This window comes from Falsirhodobacter halotolerans, from assembly GCF_022899245.1.
Taxonomy (GTDB): Bacteria; Pseudomonadota; Alphaproteobacteria; order Rhodobacterales; family Rhodobacteraceae; genus Falsirhodobacter; species Falsirhodobacter halotolerans.
In genome coordinates this window covers 1-15,109 of record NZ_JALJAZ010000001.1, presented here as the reverse complement: position 1 = coordinate 15,109, position 15,109 = coordinate 1, and the positions used below count along the sequence as shown (strand labels likewise).

Below are 15,109 nucleotides of genomic sequence, written 5' to 3'. Positions count from 1 at the left end.
CCGCTGATCCCGGTGATCAAGCGAGGCGGGGCGAAACGGTTCCCGCGCGGATCACCCGTTGATCGGAATTCCGCCGTTGGGGTGCAGGACCTGCCCCGTGACATAGCTGCCATCGGCGCTGGCGAGGAAAAGATAGGCGGGCGCCACCTCGTTCGGTTGTCCGGGGCGTTTCATCGGCACGTCGGTGCCGAAATTGGCGACGTTTTCCGGCATCGTCTCACCGATCAGCGGGGTCCAGATCGGGCCGGGGGCCACACCGTTCACGCGAATGCCCTTATCCGCCAGATTGGCGGCCAGCGCGCGCAGAAAGCCCAGTTCCGCCCCCTTGGTGGCCGAATAATCCAGAAGCACCGGATGCCCGCGATAGGCGTTGACCGATGTGGTGCAGACGATGGACGCCCCTTCGCGCATATGCTCCAACGCCGCCTGCGCCAACCAGATATAGCCGTAGACGTTGGTTGCGAAGATTTTCTCCACCCAGTCGGGGTCGATCTGGGCGATGTCGGTCTCGACCCTCTGGATGCCGGCATTGCACACAAGAACGTCCAGGCCGCCGAAGGCCTCCACCGTCTGCGCCACCGCCGCACGGCAGGAGGCGCGGTCGGTCGCGTCCAGATGCAGGGCAAGGCCCTCGGCCCCTTCGGCCTTCACCGCGGCCAACACCTCGTCCCCCTCCTCCTTGGCCTTGTGATAGGTGACGACGACCTTCGCCCCTTCCCGCGCGAACAGCATCGCCACCGCCCGGCCGATGCCGGAGGAGGAGCCGGAAATCAGGCACACCTTGCCCGCCAACCGTCCCGATCCGGGAAAACGCGGGGTGAAATCGGCGGGGGCGTCGCGGTCCATGCATCTCTCCATCAGCGGGGCGTGCCGGGACAGCGCATGGGCGGCGCATGTGGTTCCGCGCGACGTGCGGTGGATTTCGGCGGCGCGTGCAACACATTCCACCCGACACACAGCCTTGCGAGAGACGATGCCCCATCCCCTGGACCCCGTGCGCGACGCCCCCGACCGGTTTGCCCTGTTTCTGGACATCGACGGCTGCCTGATCGATCTGGCCGACACGCCGGACGGGATCGTGATCCCGGACGGGCTGCCGGATCTGCTGATGCGGGTGTCCGACCGTCAGGGCGGGGCGCTGGCACTGGTCACGGGGCGGCAGGCGACCTGGGTGGACCGGACCTTTGCGCCCCACAATTTTCCGCTGGCCGCGCTGCACGGGTTCCAGCGGCGTCTGCCAGGGAACCCGCTGTCCGCCCTGCCCGTGCCCGATGGGTTGGATATGGCCCGCGCCCGGATGGCCCCGCTGGCAGAGGATCCCGATCTGCTGGTGGAGGACAAAGGCATCGCGCTTGGCCTGCATTACCGCGCCGCCCCCGCGCGTGAGGCGGAGATGAGGACCTGGATGCAGGGGCTGCTGGACGATCTGCCGCCGGGGTGGGAGCTGCAGTTCGGCAAGATGGTCGTCGAACTGCGCCCCGCCGGGGCGACCAAGGGATCGGCCGTGCGGGCGTTCATGGAGGGCGCGCCCTTTGCCGGCCGTCGCCCCGTCACCATCGGCGATGACGTCACGGACGAGACGATGTTTCCCGTGGCGAATGCCATGGGCGGTCTGTCGATCCGCATCGCCGATCCGTCCGAACCCACGGCGGCCACCGCGCATCTCCCCTCCCCCTCGGCGTTGCGTGCCGCCCTTGAAAGGATCGTGTCATGAGCCGGATGATCGTCGTGTCGAACCGGGTGCCGCTGCCGGACAAGGATGGCAAACTGCCTGCGGGCGGCCTTGCCGTCGCGGTCCATGCGGCCCTGCAGGAAGAGGGCGGCATCTGGTTCGGCTGGTCCGGCCAGTCGGGCGAGGAAGAGCCCGGCCCCGTCCATCGCCGCAGCCACGGCGCCATCGATTACGTGCTGACCGACCTGTCCTCGCGCGATGTGGACGAATATTACAGCGGCTTTGCCAACCGCGTGCTGTGGCCGCTGTTTCATTGCCGCATCGACCTTGCGGAATATTCGCGGCGCGACAAGGACGGGTATTTCCGCGTGAACCGGCTGTTTGCGGACCGCCTGATGCCGCTGATCGAACCCGACGACATCATCTGGGTGCACGACTATCACCTGATCCCGCTGGCGGCGGAGTTGCGGCGGCGGGGGGTGAAGAACCGCATCGGCTTCTTTCTGCACATCCCCTGGCCGCCCGCCGACATCCTGTTCGCCATGCCGATCTATGACCAGATCCTGAAAGGCCTGTCCTCCTACGACCTTGTGGGGTTTCAGACGGACCACGATCTGGACAACTACATCTCGTGCCTGATCCGCGAAGGGGTGGGGGGCCGCGCGCCGAACACCCCGCTGGCCGAGGCGGCCCCCGCCGCCGCCGCCCTGCGCGCCTATGGCCGCACCTTCCAGGCCGCCACCTTTCCCATCGGGATCGAGACGGCGGAATTCGCCCGCCTTGCCGCCCAGTCCGAGGAGATGGACGAGGTGCAGGACGTCCGCCGGTCCATGAACGGGCGCGACCTGATCATCGGCGTGGACCGGCTGGATTATTCCAAGGGAATCCCCGAACGCATCCTGGCGTTCGAACGGTTTCTGGAACTGAACCCCGATCGCAGCGGCCATGTGACGCTCTTGCAGATCGCCCCGTCCTCGCGGTCCGAGGTGCCCGAATACCGCGACATGCAGGCCACGGTCGAATCGCTGGCGGGACGGGTGAACGGAACGATGGGGCGGATCGACTGGACGCCCATCCGCTATATCAACCAGGGCGTTGCGCGTGAGGCGCTGGCGGGTCTTTACCGGCAGGCGCGGGTGGGGCTTGTGACCCCCTTGCGCGACGGGATGAACCTTGTGGCCAAGGAATATGTCGCCGCCCAGGATCCCGACGATCCGGGCGTGCTGGTCCTGTCGCGGTTCGCCGGCGCGGCGCGGGGTCTGCGCGGCGCGGTCCTGTGCAACCCGCATGACAGCGAACAGACCGCCCGCGCGATGGAATGGGCCCTGACCATGACGCTGGAGGAGCGCCGCTCGCGCTGGCGGGACATGATGGATTATCTTCTGGAACACGACATCGGATCGTGGTGCCGATCCTATCTTGCGGCGCTGAGCCATTCGAGGGACCATGCCGCCCCATCCCAGTCCGACACCTGAGGGCGACGCGCCATGACCATCCTTGTCCTGAACGGACCGAACCTGAACCTTCTGGGTCAGCGCCAGCCCGAGATCTATGGGGCCGAAACGCTGGCCGATGTGGAGGCGTCGTGTCGGCGCATGGGGGGCGAGCTGGGGATCGAGGTCCGCTGCGCCCAGTCCAACCATGAAGGGCAGCTGGTGGATTGGATCCAGGAGGCACGGGGCACGGCGCGGGGGATCGTGATCAACGCCGGGGCCTATACCCACACCTCGGTGGCGATCCTGGACGCGCTGAACGCCTTTGACGGCAAGGTGATCGAGCTGCACATCTCGAACGTCCATCGGCGCGAGGGGTTTCGCCACCACTCCTATCTCAGCGCGCGGGCGGATGGGGTGATCGCGGGATTCGGCACGCATGGATATGTGCTGTCGATCCGGCACATGGCCTTTCTTCTGGCCCCCTGACCGACATTTCGCCGCAGGGCGGGTTTTTTCCAAACGTCCGTGCGGAAACAGCCTTGACCCTTGGCAAAGCGCCCCATATCCGAACGATTGTATCGAAATTTTCGGACGGGGATCATGGGGCGCAAACGGACCATCGACCGCAACCACACGATGGATGCCATCGAAGCCGTGGTCAAAAAGCACGGCGTCGCCGGGCTGAGCATCGACGCGGTGGCGCAAGAGGCCGGGATCAGCAAGTCCAGCGTCGTCTATGACTTCCAGAACAAGAGCGCGCTTCTGGCCGCGTTCGTCGAACAGAAGATCAACCAGAAGCGCGAGGGCATCGACAAGGCCCTGAGCGAGGTGCCGAACGGACAGCCGGACCCCTTCCTGCACGCCATGCTCGCCTTCTGCGGCAAGGTGCGCAACGACGAGGACACCGCCTGCGCCATGGCAATTACCGCCAGCCTGTCCAGCGACGACGCCTGCCGCGCGCTGATGCAGGCCCGCTTCCGCGAGGATATCGAGCTGGTCTTGGCCGAAACGCGCGATCCCCGCCGTGCGCGGCTGGCTTGGGCCGCCCTGCACGGGGTGATGTCCATGGAATATCTGGACCTGTTCACCTTTTCGCCCGACGACCGTCGCCAGATTCTCGACGATATCCGCACCTTCCTTACACAGCCGGACGAATGACCGGCCGCACCTCCCTCCCCAGCAAGGTCCCTCCCATGATCCGCTATCGCATCGCCCTTCTGGCCCTCCTGGCCCCCGCCCTGGCCCTCGTGACCCCCGCCGCCGCGCAGGCACCGGGTGGGGGCGAGATGCCGCCCACCGCCGTTTCGGTGGTGGAGCTTGCGCCCGAACCCCTGCCGGTGATCAACGAACTTCCCGGGCGCGTGTCGGCCACCCGCATCGCCGAAGTGCGCCCCCGTGTGGGCGGCATCGTGGTGGAACGGGTGTTCGAACAGGGCGGGCTGGTCAACGCGGGGGACATCCTTTACCGCATCGACCCTGCCCAATACCGCGTGCAGGTGGCCAGCGCCGAAGGCACGCTGGCCCGCGCCCGCGCCGCGCAAACCAACGCGCGCGCCGAGGCCGACCGGCAGCAGGAACTGCGCGACCGCAACGCTTCCTCCGGGTCGGCCTATGATTCGGCCGTGTCGGCTTTGGCCCAGGCGGATGCCGACATCGCCGTGGCGCAGGCCCAGTTGCAGGAGGCGCAACTGAACCTCGATTACACCGAAGTGCGCGCCCCCATTTCCGGCACGATCGGCCGCGCCACCATCACCGAAGGCGCGCTCGTGTCGGCCCAGACCGACGTGATGGCCACGATCCAGCAGCTTGATCCCGTCTATGCCGATTTCACCCAGTCCTCGTCGCAAGTGCTGGCCCTGCGCCGCGCGCTGGAGGCCGGACAGCTGAGCGCCAGCAGCCCGGACGAGATGGTCGTCCGCCTGGTGTTCGACGACGGCTCCACCTACGATCATCCGGGCAAGCTGTTGTTTTCCGAAGCCACCGTCGATCAGACCACGGGGCAGGTGACCCTGCGGGCGGAATTCCCCAACCCCGACGGCTATCTGCTGCCCGGCCTCTATGTCCGCGTGCAGATCGAACAGGCGGTGCGCGAGAACGCCCTGGCGATTCCGCAGATGGCGGTGCAGCGCGACAGTTCGGGTGCCACCACCGTCTATGTCGTGGGCGAGGGCGATGTCGCCCAACCCCGCCCCGTCACGCTGGGCAATTCGATCGGATCGCGCTGGCTGGTGACGGATGGCCTGCAGGCCGGGGACCGCGTCGTGGTCGAAGGGGCGCAGAAGCTGTTCCCCGAGGCCAAGGTCGTCCCCGAACCCTATCAGCCGCCGGAGACCGTCACGGCGGCCTCCGCCGACGCCGCTGCGCCGCAGGAATAAACCATGTCCCAGTTCTTCATCACACGGCCGATTCTGGCTTGGGTCATATCGATCTTCATCGTCATCGCGGGCCTCTTGTCGCTGGTCCAGCTGCCGGTGGCCCAATATCCGCAGGTGGCCCCGCCGCAGATCTCCATCTCCACCTTCTATACCGGGGCCACGCCCGAAGAAATGTATCGCTCCGTCGCCCAGCCCATCGAGGAGGAGCTGAACGGGATCGAGGGCATCCAGTATTTCGAATCCACCTCTGATTCCTCGGGCGCCATTTCCATCAACGCGACCTTCGCGCCCGGCACCGATGTCGGTGTGGCGCAGGTGGATGTGCAGAACGCGGTCGCCCGGGTCGAACCCGTTCTGCCGCAGGCGGTCGTGAACCAGGGCATCAACGTCGAAGAGGCGGCGCAGGGCTTTCTTCTGGTCTTGTCCATCACCTCCTCGGACGGATCGCTGACCAGCACGGCGCTTGGCGATTACCTGAACCGCAACGTCGCGAACGAAATCCGGCGGATCGCGGGCGTGGGATCGGCGCAGGTTTTCGCCTCGGAAGAGGCGATGCGCGTCTGGATCGACCCTAACAAGCTGACCGGCTTCAACATGTCCCCGACTGAGGTGATCTCGGCCATCGAGGCGCAGAACGCGCAGGTGGCCGCCGGTCAGATCGGCGCCGACCCCAATCCCATCGACCAGCAACTGACCGCCACCGTTCTGGTGCGCGGCCAGCTGCAATCGGCCGAGGAGTTCGGCAAGATCGTCCTGCGCGCCAATCCCGACGGATCGACCGTCCGCCTGTCAGACGTAGCACGGATCGAGATCGGGTCGGACACCTACAACTTCGAATCCCGCCTGAACGGCCAGCCGGCGGCGGCCATGGGTGTGCAGCTGTCGGCCACCGGCAACGCGCTGGAAACGTCGGCGGCCATCAAGGCCAAGATGGACGAACTGACCCAGTTCTTCCCTGCCAGCGTCGAATACCAGATCCCCTACGACACCTCGCCCTTCGTTGCAGCCTCGATCGAAAAGGTGCTGCATACGCTTCTGGAAGCCGTGGCGCTGGTCTTCATCGTGATGTTCATCTTCCTGCAGAACATCCGCTACACCCTGATCCCGATCATCGTCGTGCCGATCGCCCTTTTGGGAACGGTGGGCGTCATGCTGGTGGCGGGGCTGTCGATCAACGTGCTGACCATGTTCGCGATGGTTCTGGCCATCGGGATCCTGGTCGATGACGCCATCGTCGTGATCGAAAATGTCGAACGCATCATGGCTCAGGAAGGCCTTGGTCCGCGCGAGGCGACCCGCAAGGCCATGGGCCAGATCCAGGGCGCGATCATCGGCATCACGCTGGTTCTGTCGGCCGTGTTCGTGCCGATGGCGTTCTTCCCCGGCTCCACCGGCATCATCTATCGCCAGTTCGCGTTGACGATGGTGGTGTCGATCCTGTTCTCGGCCTTCCTTGCGCTGTCGCTGACGCCCGCGCTGTGCGCCAGCTTTCTGAAACCGATCAAGGACCACCACGAGAAGAAAGGCTTCTTCGGCTGGTTCAACCGCAAGTTCGACGCGACCAGCCACCGCTACTCCAACGGGGTGCGGATGTTGGCGCGCCGGTCGTTCCTGATGATGGCGATCTATCTGGTGCTTGTGGCGGTCACGGCCTTCGGCTTCTTGCGCCTGCCCACCGACTTTCTTCCGAACGAGGATCAGGGCTTCGTCATTACCGATGTGCAGACTCCGCCGACCGCCAGTTCGCAGCGGACCGATGCCGCCCTGCGCCAGATCGAACAGACGTTCCTTGGCAACGAAAACGTGGTGAACACGGTGGCGATCCGGGGATTCAGCTTTTCGGGTCAGGGGGCGAACGCGGGTCTCATGTTCTCCACCTTCAAGGATTACGGCGATCGTGACCAGACGGCGGCGGACATCTCCAACGAGATGAACATGAAGCTGTTCGGCCTGAAGGATGCGCAGGCCTTCACCCTGTCGCCCCCGCCCATTCCGGGCTTCGGCACCTCGGGCGGTTTCTCGTTCCGGCTGGAGGATCGGGGAAGCATGGGCCAGCAGGCGCTTCAGGCGGCGGCGGCGCAGCTCATGGCCGCCGCGCAGGAAGGCGGCAAGGTCGCGGGCCTGCGGGTGGAGGGGCTGCCCAACGCCTCGCAGGTCACCGTGGAAATCGACCGCGACAAGGCGCAGACCTTCGGCGTGACGTTTGCCGACATCAACCGCACCATCGGCACCAATCTCGGCTCGGCCTATGTCAACGATTTCCCCAATGGCGGGCGTCTTCAACGCGTGATCGTCCAGGCCGAGGAAAGCGACCGGATGCAGGCCGAACAGATCCTGGATCTGACGGTGCGCAACGTGAATGGCGGGATGGTCCCCTTCTCGTCCTTTGCCACGGTGTCCTGGGCGTCGGGGCCAAGCCAGGTGGTCGGCTACAACGGCTATCCCGCGGTGCGGATCGCGGGGCAGGCGGTGCCGGGCGTCTCCTCGGGCGATGCCATCGCCGAGATGGAGCGTCTGGCGGGCGAACTGCCGCAGGGCTTCGCCTATGAATGGACCGGCCAGACGCTGGAGGAGATCAGCTCGGGCAACACCGCCATGCTTCTGTTCGGGATGAGCATCCTGTTCGTCTTCCTTCTGCTGGCCGGTCTTTATGAAAGCTGGTCGATCCCGTTTGCCGTGATGCTGGTGACGCCGCTGGGCATTCTTGGCTGCGTGGCGGCCGTGATGCTGCGCGATATGCCCAACGACATCTACTTCAAGGTGGGGCTGATCGCGATCATCGGCCTGTCGGCCAAGAACGCCATCCTGATCGTGGAATTCGCCAAGGATCTGCGTGCCGAAGGCATGGGCCTGATCGACGCGGCGGTGGAGGCGGCCAAGCTGCGCTTCCGCCCGATCCTCATGACCTCCATGGCGTTCACCATGGGCGTGGTGCCGCTGGCCATCGCCTCGGGCGCATCGGCGGCCAGCCAGAACGCGCTGGGGACCGGGGTGATCGGGGGCATGATCTCGGCCACGATCCTTGCGATCTTCTTCGTGCCGGTGTTCTTCGTCTTCGTTCTGGGCGCGGTGCTGAAGCTGCGCGGCAAGGATCACGATCCGACCCGCCCGCATCACGAGGATGAGGCACAGGCCTGACATGAAAAAAGGCGCCCCTCGGGGCGCCTTTTCCGTTACCGTGACGGCAGATCAGTAGCGGTAGTGTTCCGCCTTGAACGGCCCTTCGACCGTGACGCCGATATAATCGGCCTGTTCCTTGCTCAGCTCCGTCAGCTTCACGCCGATCTTGGCCAGATGCAGACGCGCGACTTTTTCGTCCAGGGCCTTGGGCAGGATATAGACGCCGGGCTTGTAGGTGCCGGTCGTGGTCCACAGCTCGATCTGCGCCAGCGTCTGGTTGGTGAAGCTGGCGGACATCACGAAGGACGGATGCCCCGTCGCGTTGCCAAGGTTCAGAAGACGTCCTTCGGACAGCAGGATGATGCGGGCGCCCGAAGGCATCTCGATCATGTCCACCTGATCCTTGATGTTCGTCCATTTGTGGTTCTTGAGGGCGGCGACCTGAATCTCGTTGTCGAAATGGCCGATGTTGCCAACGATCGCCATGTCCTTCATCGCGCGCATATGCTCGATGCGGATGACGTCCTTGTTGCCGGTGGTGGTGATGAAGATGTCGGCGCTGTCCACCACATCCTCCAGCAGCACGACCTCGAACCCGTCCATCGCGGCCTGAAGGGCGCAGATCGGATCGACCTCGGTCACCTTCACCCGCGCGCCCGCCCCTTGCAACGACGCCGCCGAGCCTTTGCCCACATCGCCATACCCGCAGACGATCGCGACCTTGCCCGCCATCATCACATCCGTCGCGCGGCGGATGCCGTCGACCAGCGATTCCTTGCAGCCGTATTTGTTGTCGAACTTCGACTTCGTGACGCTGTCATTGACGTTGATCGCGGGGAAGGGCAGCTGGCCCTTCTTGTGCAGGTCGTAAAGGCGGTGGACACCCGTCGTCGTTTCCTCCGACACGCCTTTCAGCGCGTCGCGCTGACGGGTGAACCAGCCGGGGCTCGCGTCCAGACGTTTGCGGATCTGGGCGAACAGGGCCACCTCCTCCTCGCTGGTGGGCATGTCGAGAAGGCCGGTCTCCCCCGCCTCCACCCGCGCACCCATGAGGATGTACATCGTGGCGTCACCGCCATCGTCGAGGATCAGGTTCGCCCCCTCCTCGAACTGGAAGATCTGGTCGGTATAGGCCCAGTAATCTTCCAGCGTCTCCCCCTTGATGGCGAAAACGGGGACGCCCGCCTCGGCAACGGCCGCCGCCGCGTGATCCTGGGTGGAAAAGATGTTGCACGACGCCCAACGCACATCCGCCCCCAGCGCCGTCAGCGTCTCGATCAACACGCCGGTCTGGATGGTCATGTGCAGGCTGCCGGCGATGCGCGCGCCCTTGAGGGGCTGGCTGTCGCCATATTCCTCGCGCAGCGCCATCAGGCCCGGCATTTCGGTTTCGGCGATGGTCAGTTCCTTGCGGCCGTAGCCTGCAAGGGCGATGTCCTTGACGATGTAATCGGCCATGGGGCGCTCCTGTTTCATTCAGGCGCAGGCATATCAGCCGATCCGGACCGGGGCAATCAAGGCCGGAGGATCAGGGGCGCAGGCCGACCTGAACCAGACGTTCGGTGGCGCTGTCGCCCGCATCCCAATCCGTTCCCGACCCGATCACACAGGCAACGCCGTCCGGGCGGGTGTAGCTGACGGTCCACGTCCCCATCTCGGGCGATGCCCAGAGATCGAACGAGCGGCCATCGTCGCGCGCATGGGTGGCGACGATATCCTCGCCATAAACCTCGCCCAGATCGATCGCCAGCATCTCCGGCGATGCGCAATAGGGATCGGTGGCCAGCTGATCCATGCCCGTGCGGGTCACGGCATCGTAATAGGCCAAGTCCACCCGCTCCGCCCCGGAGGCGGGGTTCACGACGGCGGCGACCGGGCCTGCCAGAACCGTCAGGGCGGCCCCAGCCAGGGCCATGTGGCGCAACGTCATACGGATCATCTCAATCCCTCCATGTTCGCCAATTCAACCGGGATGCGGGGAAAATGTTCCGAACACGGGATTTGCGCCCCCGCGCCGGGCGCGCTACGACAGGCCGGACAGGCATGGATTTCGCATGAAAGGGCCCGGATCATGACCCGCGCATGGCAGCGCATGTTGTCCGGACGCCGTCTGGATCTGCTCGACCCCACACCGATGGATATCGAGGTCGCGGACATTGCGCATGGTCTTGCGTTCGTGGCGCGCTGGAACGGGCAGACCCGGGGGGACTGGCCCTATTCCGTGGCCGAACATTCGCTGCTGGTGGAACAGATCTTCACGCGACTGGACCCCACCGCACCCGCCGCGCACCGTCTGGCGGCCCTGCTGCACGACGCGCCGGAATACGTCATCGGCGACATGATCAGCCCGGTCAAAAGCGCGATCGGCCCCGCCTATGGACAGCTTGACGCCCGCCTGACCGCCGCCGTGCACCACCGGTTCGGCCTTCCCGCCGTCCTGTCCGTCGCGCTGAAACGGCGGATCAAACAGGCCGACCGGATTTCCGCCCGCATGGAAGCGGTGGAACTTGCGGGCTTCGACGAAAAAGAGGCCTCCCGCATTTTCGGAAAGCCTCCGGCCCCCGATATCACGGACGGCCTGCGTCTTATTCTGCGCCCGCCCACCGAAACACGGCAGGCCTTTCTGGATCGTTTCGCCGAATTGACGAATTAGACCGCCAAATCTTCCGGCGTTTTTCCCGCCTCAATTGCATCGGCGAACCAACGCGGTTTGCGCCCGCGGCCCGACCAGGTTTCGTCCGGCGCATCGGGATTGGCGTATTTCGGCGCTGCGGGGCTGCGGCGACGGGTTTGCGTCGCGGCCGCCAAATCCTGAAGTGAAAATCCAAGGTCGCGGGCCTCGGCCTCAAGCTTGGCGGCGACTTCACGCTTGCGGCGGATTTCGAAGGTCGAAATGGCCCGCTCGACCTGCTGCTTCATTTCCTTCAGGTCTTTCAAAGACATTTCGTTCAGATCCATCACCGGCCCTTTCCACAAGATCGTTTGAAGCCCATTAAAGAACTAACTAAAAGTTGCAATCGGGAAAGGCCCTTTCGGGCGAATATTCACAAATGTGCTTTATTTCGGGCTGCGCTTGGCAAGGATTCGCTGAAGGGTTCGGCGGTGCATGTTCAGCCGCCGGGCGGTTTCGGACACATTTCGGTCACACATTTCATAAACCCGTTGAATATGTTCCCACCTTACGCGATCGGCGGACATCGGATTGTCCGGGGGCAACGGATGAGGTTCATCCTTTGATAACAAAGCGTGCATGACTTCATTGGCGTCGGCGGGCTTGGACAAGTAATCGGTTGCACCGATCTTTACCGCCGCCACGGCCGTCGCAATTGCGCCATATCCGGTCAGAACGACAATGCGGCAATCCGGTCGGCATTCCCGCAGCATTTCAACGACGTCCAATCCATTGCCATCTTCCAGCCGCAGATCGACCACCGCATAGGCCGGCGCGCTTTCGGCGACCATCTGCCGCCCAAGGGCCACGGTGTCGGCGGTGCGGGTGGCGAACCCGCGTTTTTCCATGGCCTTGGCCAGCCGTTTCACGAACGGCTCGTCATCGTCCACAAGAAGCAGGCTGCGATCCTCGCCAAGGTCGGGAAATTCGTCGTCGGCCATCGCTCTCTCCTGGGGTCATTCGCGCCGAACCCTATCCCGCGCGGGGGGGAACGTCACCGGTCCTTGCATTGAATACGGGGGAAGCGGGCGGTAACATTTGCGAAATTCGCCCCGAACCGAGGATATTTCATGCATTCCGTCGCGCCCACCCCGATCCCGCGCGGCGACTGGCTGCGACTGCGCACCCTGATAAACCTGCGCTGGATCTCGATTCTGGGCCAGTTCGCGGCAATCACCGTCTGCTTTCGGCTTCTGGACATTCATCTGCCCCTTTTGCCCTGCTATCTTGCGGTGGCCGTTCTGGCGGCGGTCAACCTGACGCTGGCGATGCGCTGCCGCACCAATCGGCACCTGAGCGAGAACGAGGCCCTTCTGACCCTGCTGTTCGACATGTCGCAGTTGTCGGTGCTGGTCTTTCTGACGGGGGGATTGTCCAATCCGTTCGTGCTGCTGATCCTGGCGCCGGTGGTGATCGCCGCGGCGGCGTTGGGGCTGCGCACCACGATCATCCTGTCGGTCTGCGCCACCATATGGGTGACGGCGGTGACGATCTGGCACCTGCCGATGGAACTGTCGGACAATTCGCTGTTGCAGACGCCGGCCCTGTTCCGCTTCGGCTTCTGGCTGTCGATGGTGATCGGCATCGCCTTCACCTCGATCTATGCCCGCCGCGTCGCGACCGAGATCCGCACCACGCAGAACGCGCTTCTGGCCACGCAGATGGCGCTGGCCCGCGAACAGAAGCTGACCGATCTGGGGGGCGTGATCGCCGCCGCCGCGCACGAACTCGGCACCCCCCTGGCGACGATCAAGCTGGTCAGCGCCGAGCTGATGGAAGAGCTGTCCGATCGGCCCGACCTTCACGAGGATGCCGCCCTGATCCGCGATCAGGCGGTGCGCTGCCGCGACATCCTGCATTCCATGGGACGGGCGGGAAAGGACGACACGCTGATGCGGCAGGCCCCCCTGACCTCCCTCCTGCGCGAGGCGGCCGAACCGCATATCGCCCGCGGCCGCGTGGTCGAATTCTCGGCCCGCGGCGATGTGGCGGGGCAGGAGGACGACCGCATCCCCCTGATCCAGCGTCGGCCCGAAATCATCCACGGGCTGCGCAATCTGGTGCAGAACGCCGTCGATTTCGCCGCCACCACCGTCTGGGTCGATGCCCGCTGGAGCGAGGACGAGATCCGCGTCCGGGTTGCCGATGACGGCGAAGGCTATCCCGCCCAGATCCTCGGGCGCATCGGCGAGCCGTTCGTGCGCCCCCGCCGCCTGCCGCAGGATCTGATGCGCCGCCCGGGATATGAGGGGATGGGCCTCGGCCTCTTCATCGCCAAGACGCTTCTGGAGCGCACGGGGGCCACCCTGACCTTCGGCAACGGATCGCACCCTTTCCTCGCCCCCGAGGAGCATCCCTTGCGCAGCGGCGCGGTGGTGGATGTGATCTGGCCGCGCGACACGATCACCGCCGAAACAGGCCCGCTGGAGGAAAACCGGCCCTTCCCCCTTTCGTGACATCCGCGCAACAATCCTGCGCGGCCACACGTCCCACGCGAAAAACGGTCGAAAGTTAAAAATGAATTAACCATTTTGCACCCTACCATGCGGTGAAAACGGCACACGGGGAAGATGAATGCACGCGATCGGCCTGATGGACCTGCTTCGGATCGAAGCGCTCGCCCTTCTGGCATGTGGCATGGCCTTCGTGCTGCGCACCGTCATCGCCCGCCGCCGTCCCGCCCCCGCAATGGGCGGAGCCGAGACGGTCTTTCTGTTCGACGGCCCGCACCTTCTGGACGCCAGCGCCAGCGCCCGTACGCTGCTGACGCAGATCGGGGACGGGGACGGCACCCCGCGCGACCGCGTGATGGCGTTCCTGACCCGGCAGTTCGCCGACGCCGCCGATCAGTTCGACCGGCTGGAAACACTGGGGCGCCTGCGGTTGCACAGCCGGGATCTGACCTGCACGGCGGATTGGCGCGGGGGCGTGACCCGCATCGTTCTGGACGGCGATTCGCACGGGCCCACCGACATCCTGACCCAGCGCGTTCAGGCCGACGAGGTCGCGCGCCTGCGCCACATCGTACAGACCGCCCCCCTGCCCCTGTGGCAGGAAGCGGCGGATGGCGAGGTGATCTGGGCCAACCGCGCCTATTGCGCCGTGGGCGGCAAGGCCGCCGAGACATGGCCGTTGCCCCGCCTGTTTCCCGCCGATGCGCCCCGGTCCCGCCTGTCGGGCCCCGGCGACGTGCCCTTGTGGTTCGCCCTTGCCCGGTCCGGCACAGAGGGAGAGGTGCGCGCCGGGTTCGCCTGGCCGGTCGATCAGGCGGTGGACGCGGAAAACGCTCTCAGCGATTTTCGCCAGACGCTGACCCGCACCTTTGCCGACCTGCCCATCGGCCTCGCGATCTTCGACCATCGCCGCAACCTGCAAATGTTCAACCCCGCGCTTCTGGACCTGACCGGCCTTCCGGCGGATTTCCTGTCGGCCCGCCCCACCCTCTTCGCCGTTCTGGACGCGATGCGCGACCGCAGCATGATCCCCGAACCCAAGGATTATCACGGCTGGCGCAAGCGCATGGTCGATCTGGAAGAGGCCGCGACCCAAGGCCGCTATGAGGAGACGTGGAGCCTGCCTTCGGGCCAGACCTACCGCGTGGTGGGCCGCCCCTATCCCGGCGGTGCCATGGCCATCATGTTCGAAGACATCTCGTCCGAGATGACCCGCACCCGCCGCTTCCGCGCCGATCTGGCCCTGGGGCAGGCGGTGATCGACGCGATGGAGGAGGCGGTGGCCGTGTTTTCCCCCTCGGGCCAACTCGTCATCTCCAACGCCCGCTATGCCGATCTGTGGGGCGAGGAGGTGGGCACCTCCTTGGGCGAGGAGGCGGTCG

General features: G+C 65.2%; 14 protein-coding genes. 9 read left to right on the top strand and 5 right to left on the bottom strand.

Going from position 1 to position 15,109, the window contains the following annotated elements; genetic code table 11:
• Positions 1–51: 51 nt before the first annotated feature.
• Entirely contained in the window at positions 52–846 is a 795-nt protein-coding gene (locus tag MU449_RS00070; protein WP_244735941.1) for an SDR family oxidoreductase, read from the bottom strand.
• A 127-nt stretch (positions 847–973) separates the two neighbouring features.
• Here MU449_RS00070 and otsB point away from each other — a divergent pair, with 127 nt between their 5' ends.
• The 6 genes from otsB to MU449_RS00040 all read left to right on the top strand — a co-directional run bounded on the left by otsB (position 974) and on the right by MU449_RS00040 (position 8,621).
• On the top strand, positions 974–1,714 hold the full coding sequence (gene otsB / locus MU449_RS00065; protein WP_244735940.1) for a trehalose-phosphatase: 741 nt from the start codon (positions 974–976) through the stop codon (positions 1,712–1,714).
• Positions 1,711–3,147 (top strand): alpha,alpha-trehalose-phosphate synthase (UDP-forming), encoded by a 1,437-nt coding sequence (gene otsA, locus MU449_RS00060; protein WP_244735939.1) that lies wholly within the window; start codon positions 1,711–1,713, stop codon positions 3,145–3,147. Before otsB ends, otsA begins: the two co-directional genes overlap by 4 nt.
• A 12-nt stretch (positions 3,148–3,159) precedes the next feature.
• Positions 3,160–3,594, top strand: coding sequence for a type II 3-dehydroquinate dehydratase (gene aroQ / locus MU449_RS00055; RefSeq protein WP_244735938.1), 435 nt, complete (start codon positions 3,160–3,162; stop codon positions 3,592–3,594).
• A gap of 114 nt (positions 3,595–3,708) precedes the next feature.
• Positions 3,709–4,266 carry a TetR/AcrR family transcriptional regulator gene (locus MU449_RS00050; RefSeq protein WP_244735937.1) on the top strand — a complete coding sequence of 186 codons (558 nt, stop codon included), beginning with the start codon at positions 3,709–3,711 and terminating at the stop codon, positions 4,264–4,266.
• 35 nt (positions 4,267–4,301) lie between these two features.
• Positions 4,302–5,483, top strand: a complete 1,182-nt coding sequence (locus MU449_RS00045) for an efflux RND transporter periplasmic adaptor subunit (protein ID WP_244735936.1) — start codon at positions 4,302–4,304, stop codon at positions 5,481–5,483.
• 3 nt (positions 5,484–5,486) lie between these two features.
• The gene (locus MU449_RS00040) at positions 5,487–8,621 is read left to right on the top strand and encodes a multidrug efflux RND transporter permease subunit (protein ID WP_244735935.1); all 3,135 of its coding nucleotides are present in this window, start codon (positions 5,487–5,489) and stop codon (positions 8,619–8,621) included.
• A 51-nt stretch (positions 8,622–8,672) separates the two neighbouring features.
• Here the strand turns inward: MU449_RS00040 and ahcY are convergent, their stop codons facing one another.
• Complete coding sequence (ahcY, locus tag MU449_RS00035; protein WP_244735934.1) at positions 8,673–10,061, bottom strand: adenosylhomocysteinase; 1,389 nt, start codon at positions 10,059–10,061, stop codon at positions 8,673–8,675.
• A gap of 70 nt (positions 10,062–10,131) precedes the next feature.
• On the bottom strand, positions 10,132–10,542 hold the full coding sequence (locus MU449_RS00030) for a hypothetical protein (RefSeq protein ID WP_244735933.1): 411 nt from the start codon (positions 10,540–10,542) through the stop codon (positions 10,132–10,134).
• 132 nt (positions 10,543–10,674) lie between these two features.
• Here MU449_RS00030 and MU449_RS00025 point away from each other — a divergent pair, with 132 nt between their 5' ends.
• Entirely contained in the window at positions 10,675–11,256 is a 582-nt protein-coding gene (locus MU449_RS00025) for an HD family hydrolase (RefSeq protein WP_244735932.1), read from the top strand.
• Here the strand turns inward: MU449_RS00025 and MU449_RS00020 are convergent.
• A complete protein-coding gene (locus MU449_RS00020; RefSeq protein WP_244735931.1) occupies positions 11,253–11,561 on the bottom strand; it encodes an H-NS histone family protein in 309 nt (102 codons plus the stop codon). The genes MU449_RS00025 and MU449_RS00020 overlap by 4 nt on opposite strands.
• Positions 11,562–11,660: 99 nt before the next feature.
• Positions 11,661–12,215 (bottom strand): ActR/PrrA/RegA family redox response regulator transcription factor, encoded by a 555-nt coding sequence (locus tag MU449_RS00015; protein WP_244735930.1) that lies wholly within the window; start codon positions 12,213–12,215, stop codon positions 11,661–11,663.
• A gap of 129 nt (positions 12,216–12,344) precedes the next feature.
• On the opposite strand from MU449_RS00015, the gene regB reads away from it, so the two are divergent.
• Together regB and MU449_RS00005 are read left to right on the top strand one after the other, a co-directional pair.
• The gene (gene regB / locus MU449_RS00010) at positions 12,345–13,730 is read left to right on the top strand and encodes a sensor histidine kinase RegB (protein ID WP_244735929.1); all 1,386 of its coding nucleotides are present in this window, start codon (positions 12,345–12,347) and stop codon (positions 13,728–13,730) included.
• 118 nt (positions 13,731–13,848) lie between these two features.
• Positions 13,849–15,109, top strand: a 1,261-nt coding sequence (locus MU449_RS00005) for a PAS-domain containing protein (RefSeq protein ID WP_244735928.1), incomplete at its 3' end; no start/stop codon positions are given.

Excerpts from the sequence above, each read along its gene's own strand:
- MU449_RS00070 (WP_244735941.1), bottom strand. The coding sequence starts at position 846 with ATGGACCGCGACGCCCCCGCCGATTTCACCCCGCGTTTTCCCGGATCG.
- otsB (WP_244735940.1), top strand. The coding sequence starts at position 974 with ATGCCCCATCCCCTGGACCCCGTGCGCGACGCCCCCGACCGGTTTGCC.
- otsA (WP_244735939.1), top strand. The coding sequence starts at position 1,711 with ATGAGCCGGATGATCGTCGTGTCGAACCGGGTGCCGCTGCCGGACAAG.
- aroQ (WP_244735938.1), top strand. The coding sequence starts at position 3,160 with ATGACCATCCTTGTCCTGAACGGACCGAACCTGAACCTTCTGGGTCAG.
- MU449_RS00050 (WP_244735937.1), top strand. The coding sequence starts at position 3,709 with ATGGGGCGCAAACGGACCATCGACCGCAACCACACGATGGATGCCATC.
- MU449_RS00045 (WP_244735936.1), top strand. The coding sequence starts at position 4,302 with ATGATCCGCTATCGCATCGCCCTTCTGGCCCTCCTGGCCCCCGCCCTG.
- MU449_RS00040 (WP_244735935.1), top strand. The coding sequence starts at position 5,487 with ATGTCCCAGTTCTTCATCACACGGCCGATTCTGGCTTGGGTCATATCG.
- ahcY (WP_244735934.1), bottom strand. The coding sequence starts at position 10,061 with ATGGCCGATTACATCGTCAAGGACATCGCCCTTGCAGGCTACGGCCGC.
- MU449_RS00030 (WP_244735933.1), bottom strand. The coding sequence starts at position 10,542 with ATGATCCGTATGACGTTGCGCCACATGGCCCTGGCTGGGGCCGCCCTG.
- MU449_RS00025 (WP_244735932.1), top strand. The coding sequence starts at position 10,675 with ATGACCCGCGCATGGCAGCGCATGTTGTCCGGACGCCGTCTGGATCTG.
- MU449_RS00020 (WP_244735931.1), bottom strand. The coding sequence starts at position 11,561 with ATGGATCTGAACGAAATGTCTTTGAAAGACCTGAAGGAAATGAAGCAG.
- MU449_RS00015 (WP_244735930.1), bottom strand. The coding sequence starts at position 12,215 with ATGGCCGACGACGAATTTCCCGACCTTGGCGAGGATCGCAGCCTGCTT.
- regB (WP_244735929.1), top strand. The coding sequence starts at position 12,345 with ATGCATTCCGTCGCGCCCACCCCGATCCCGCGCGGCGACTGGCTGCGA.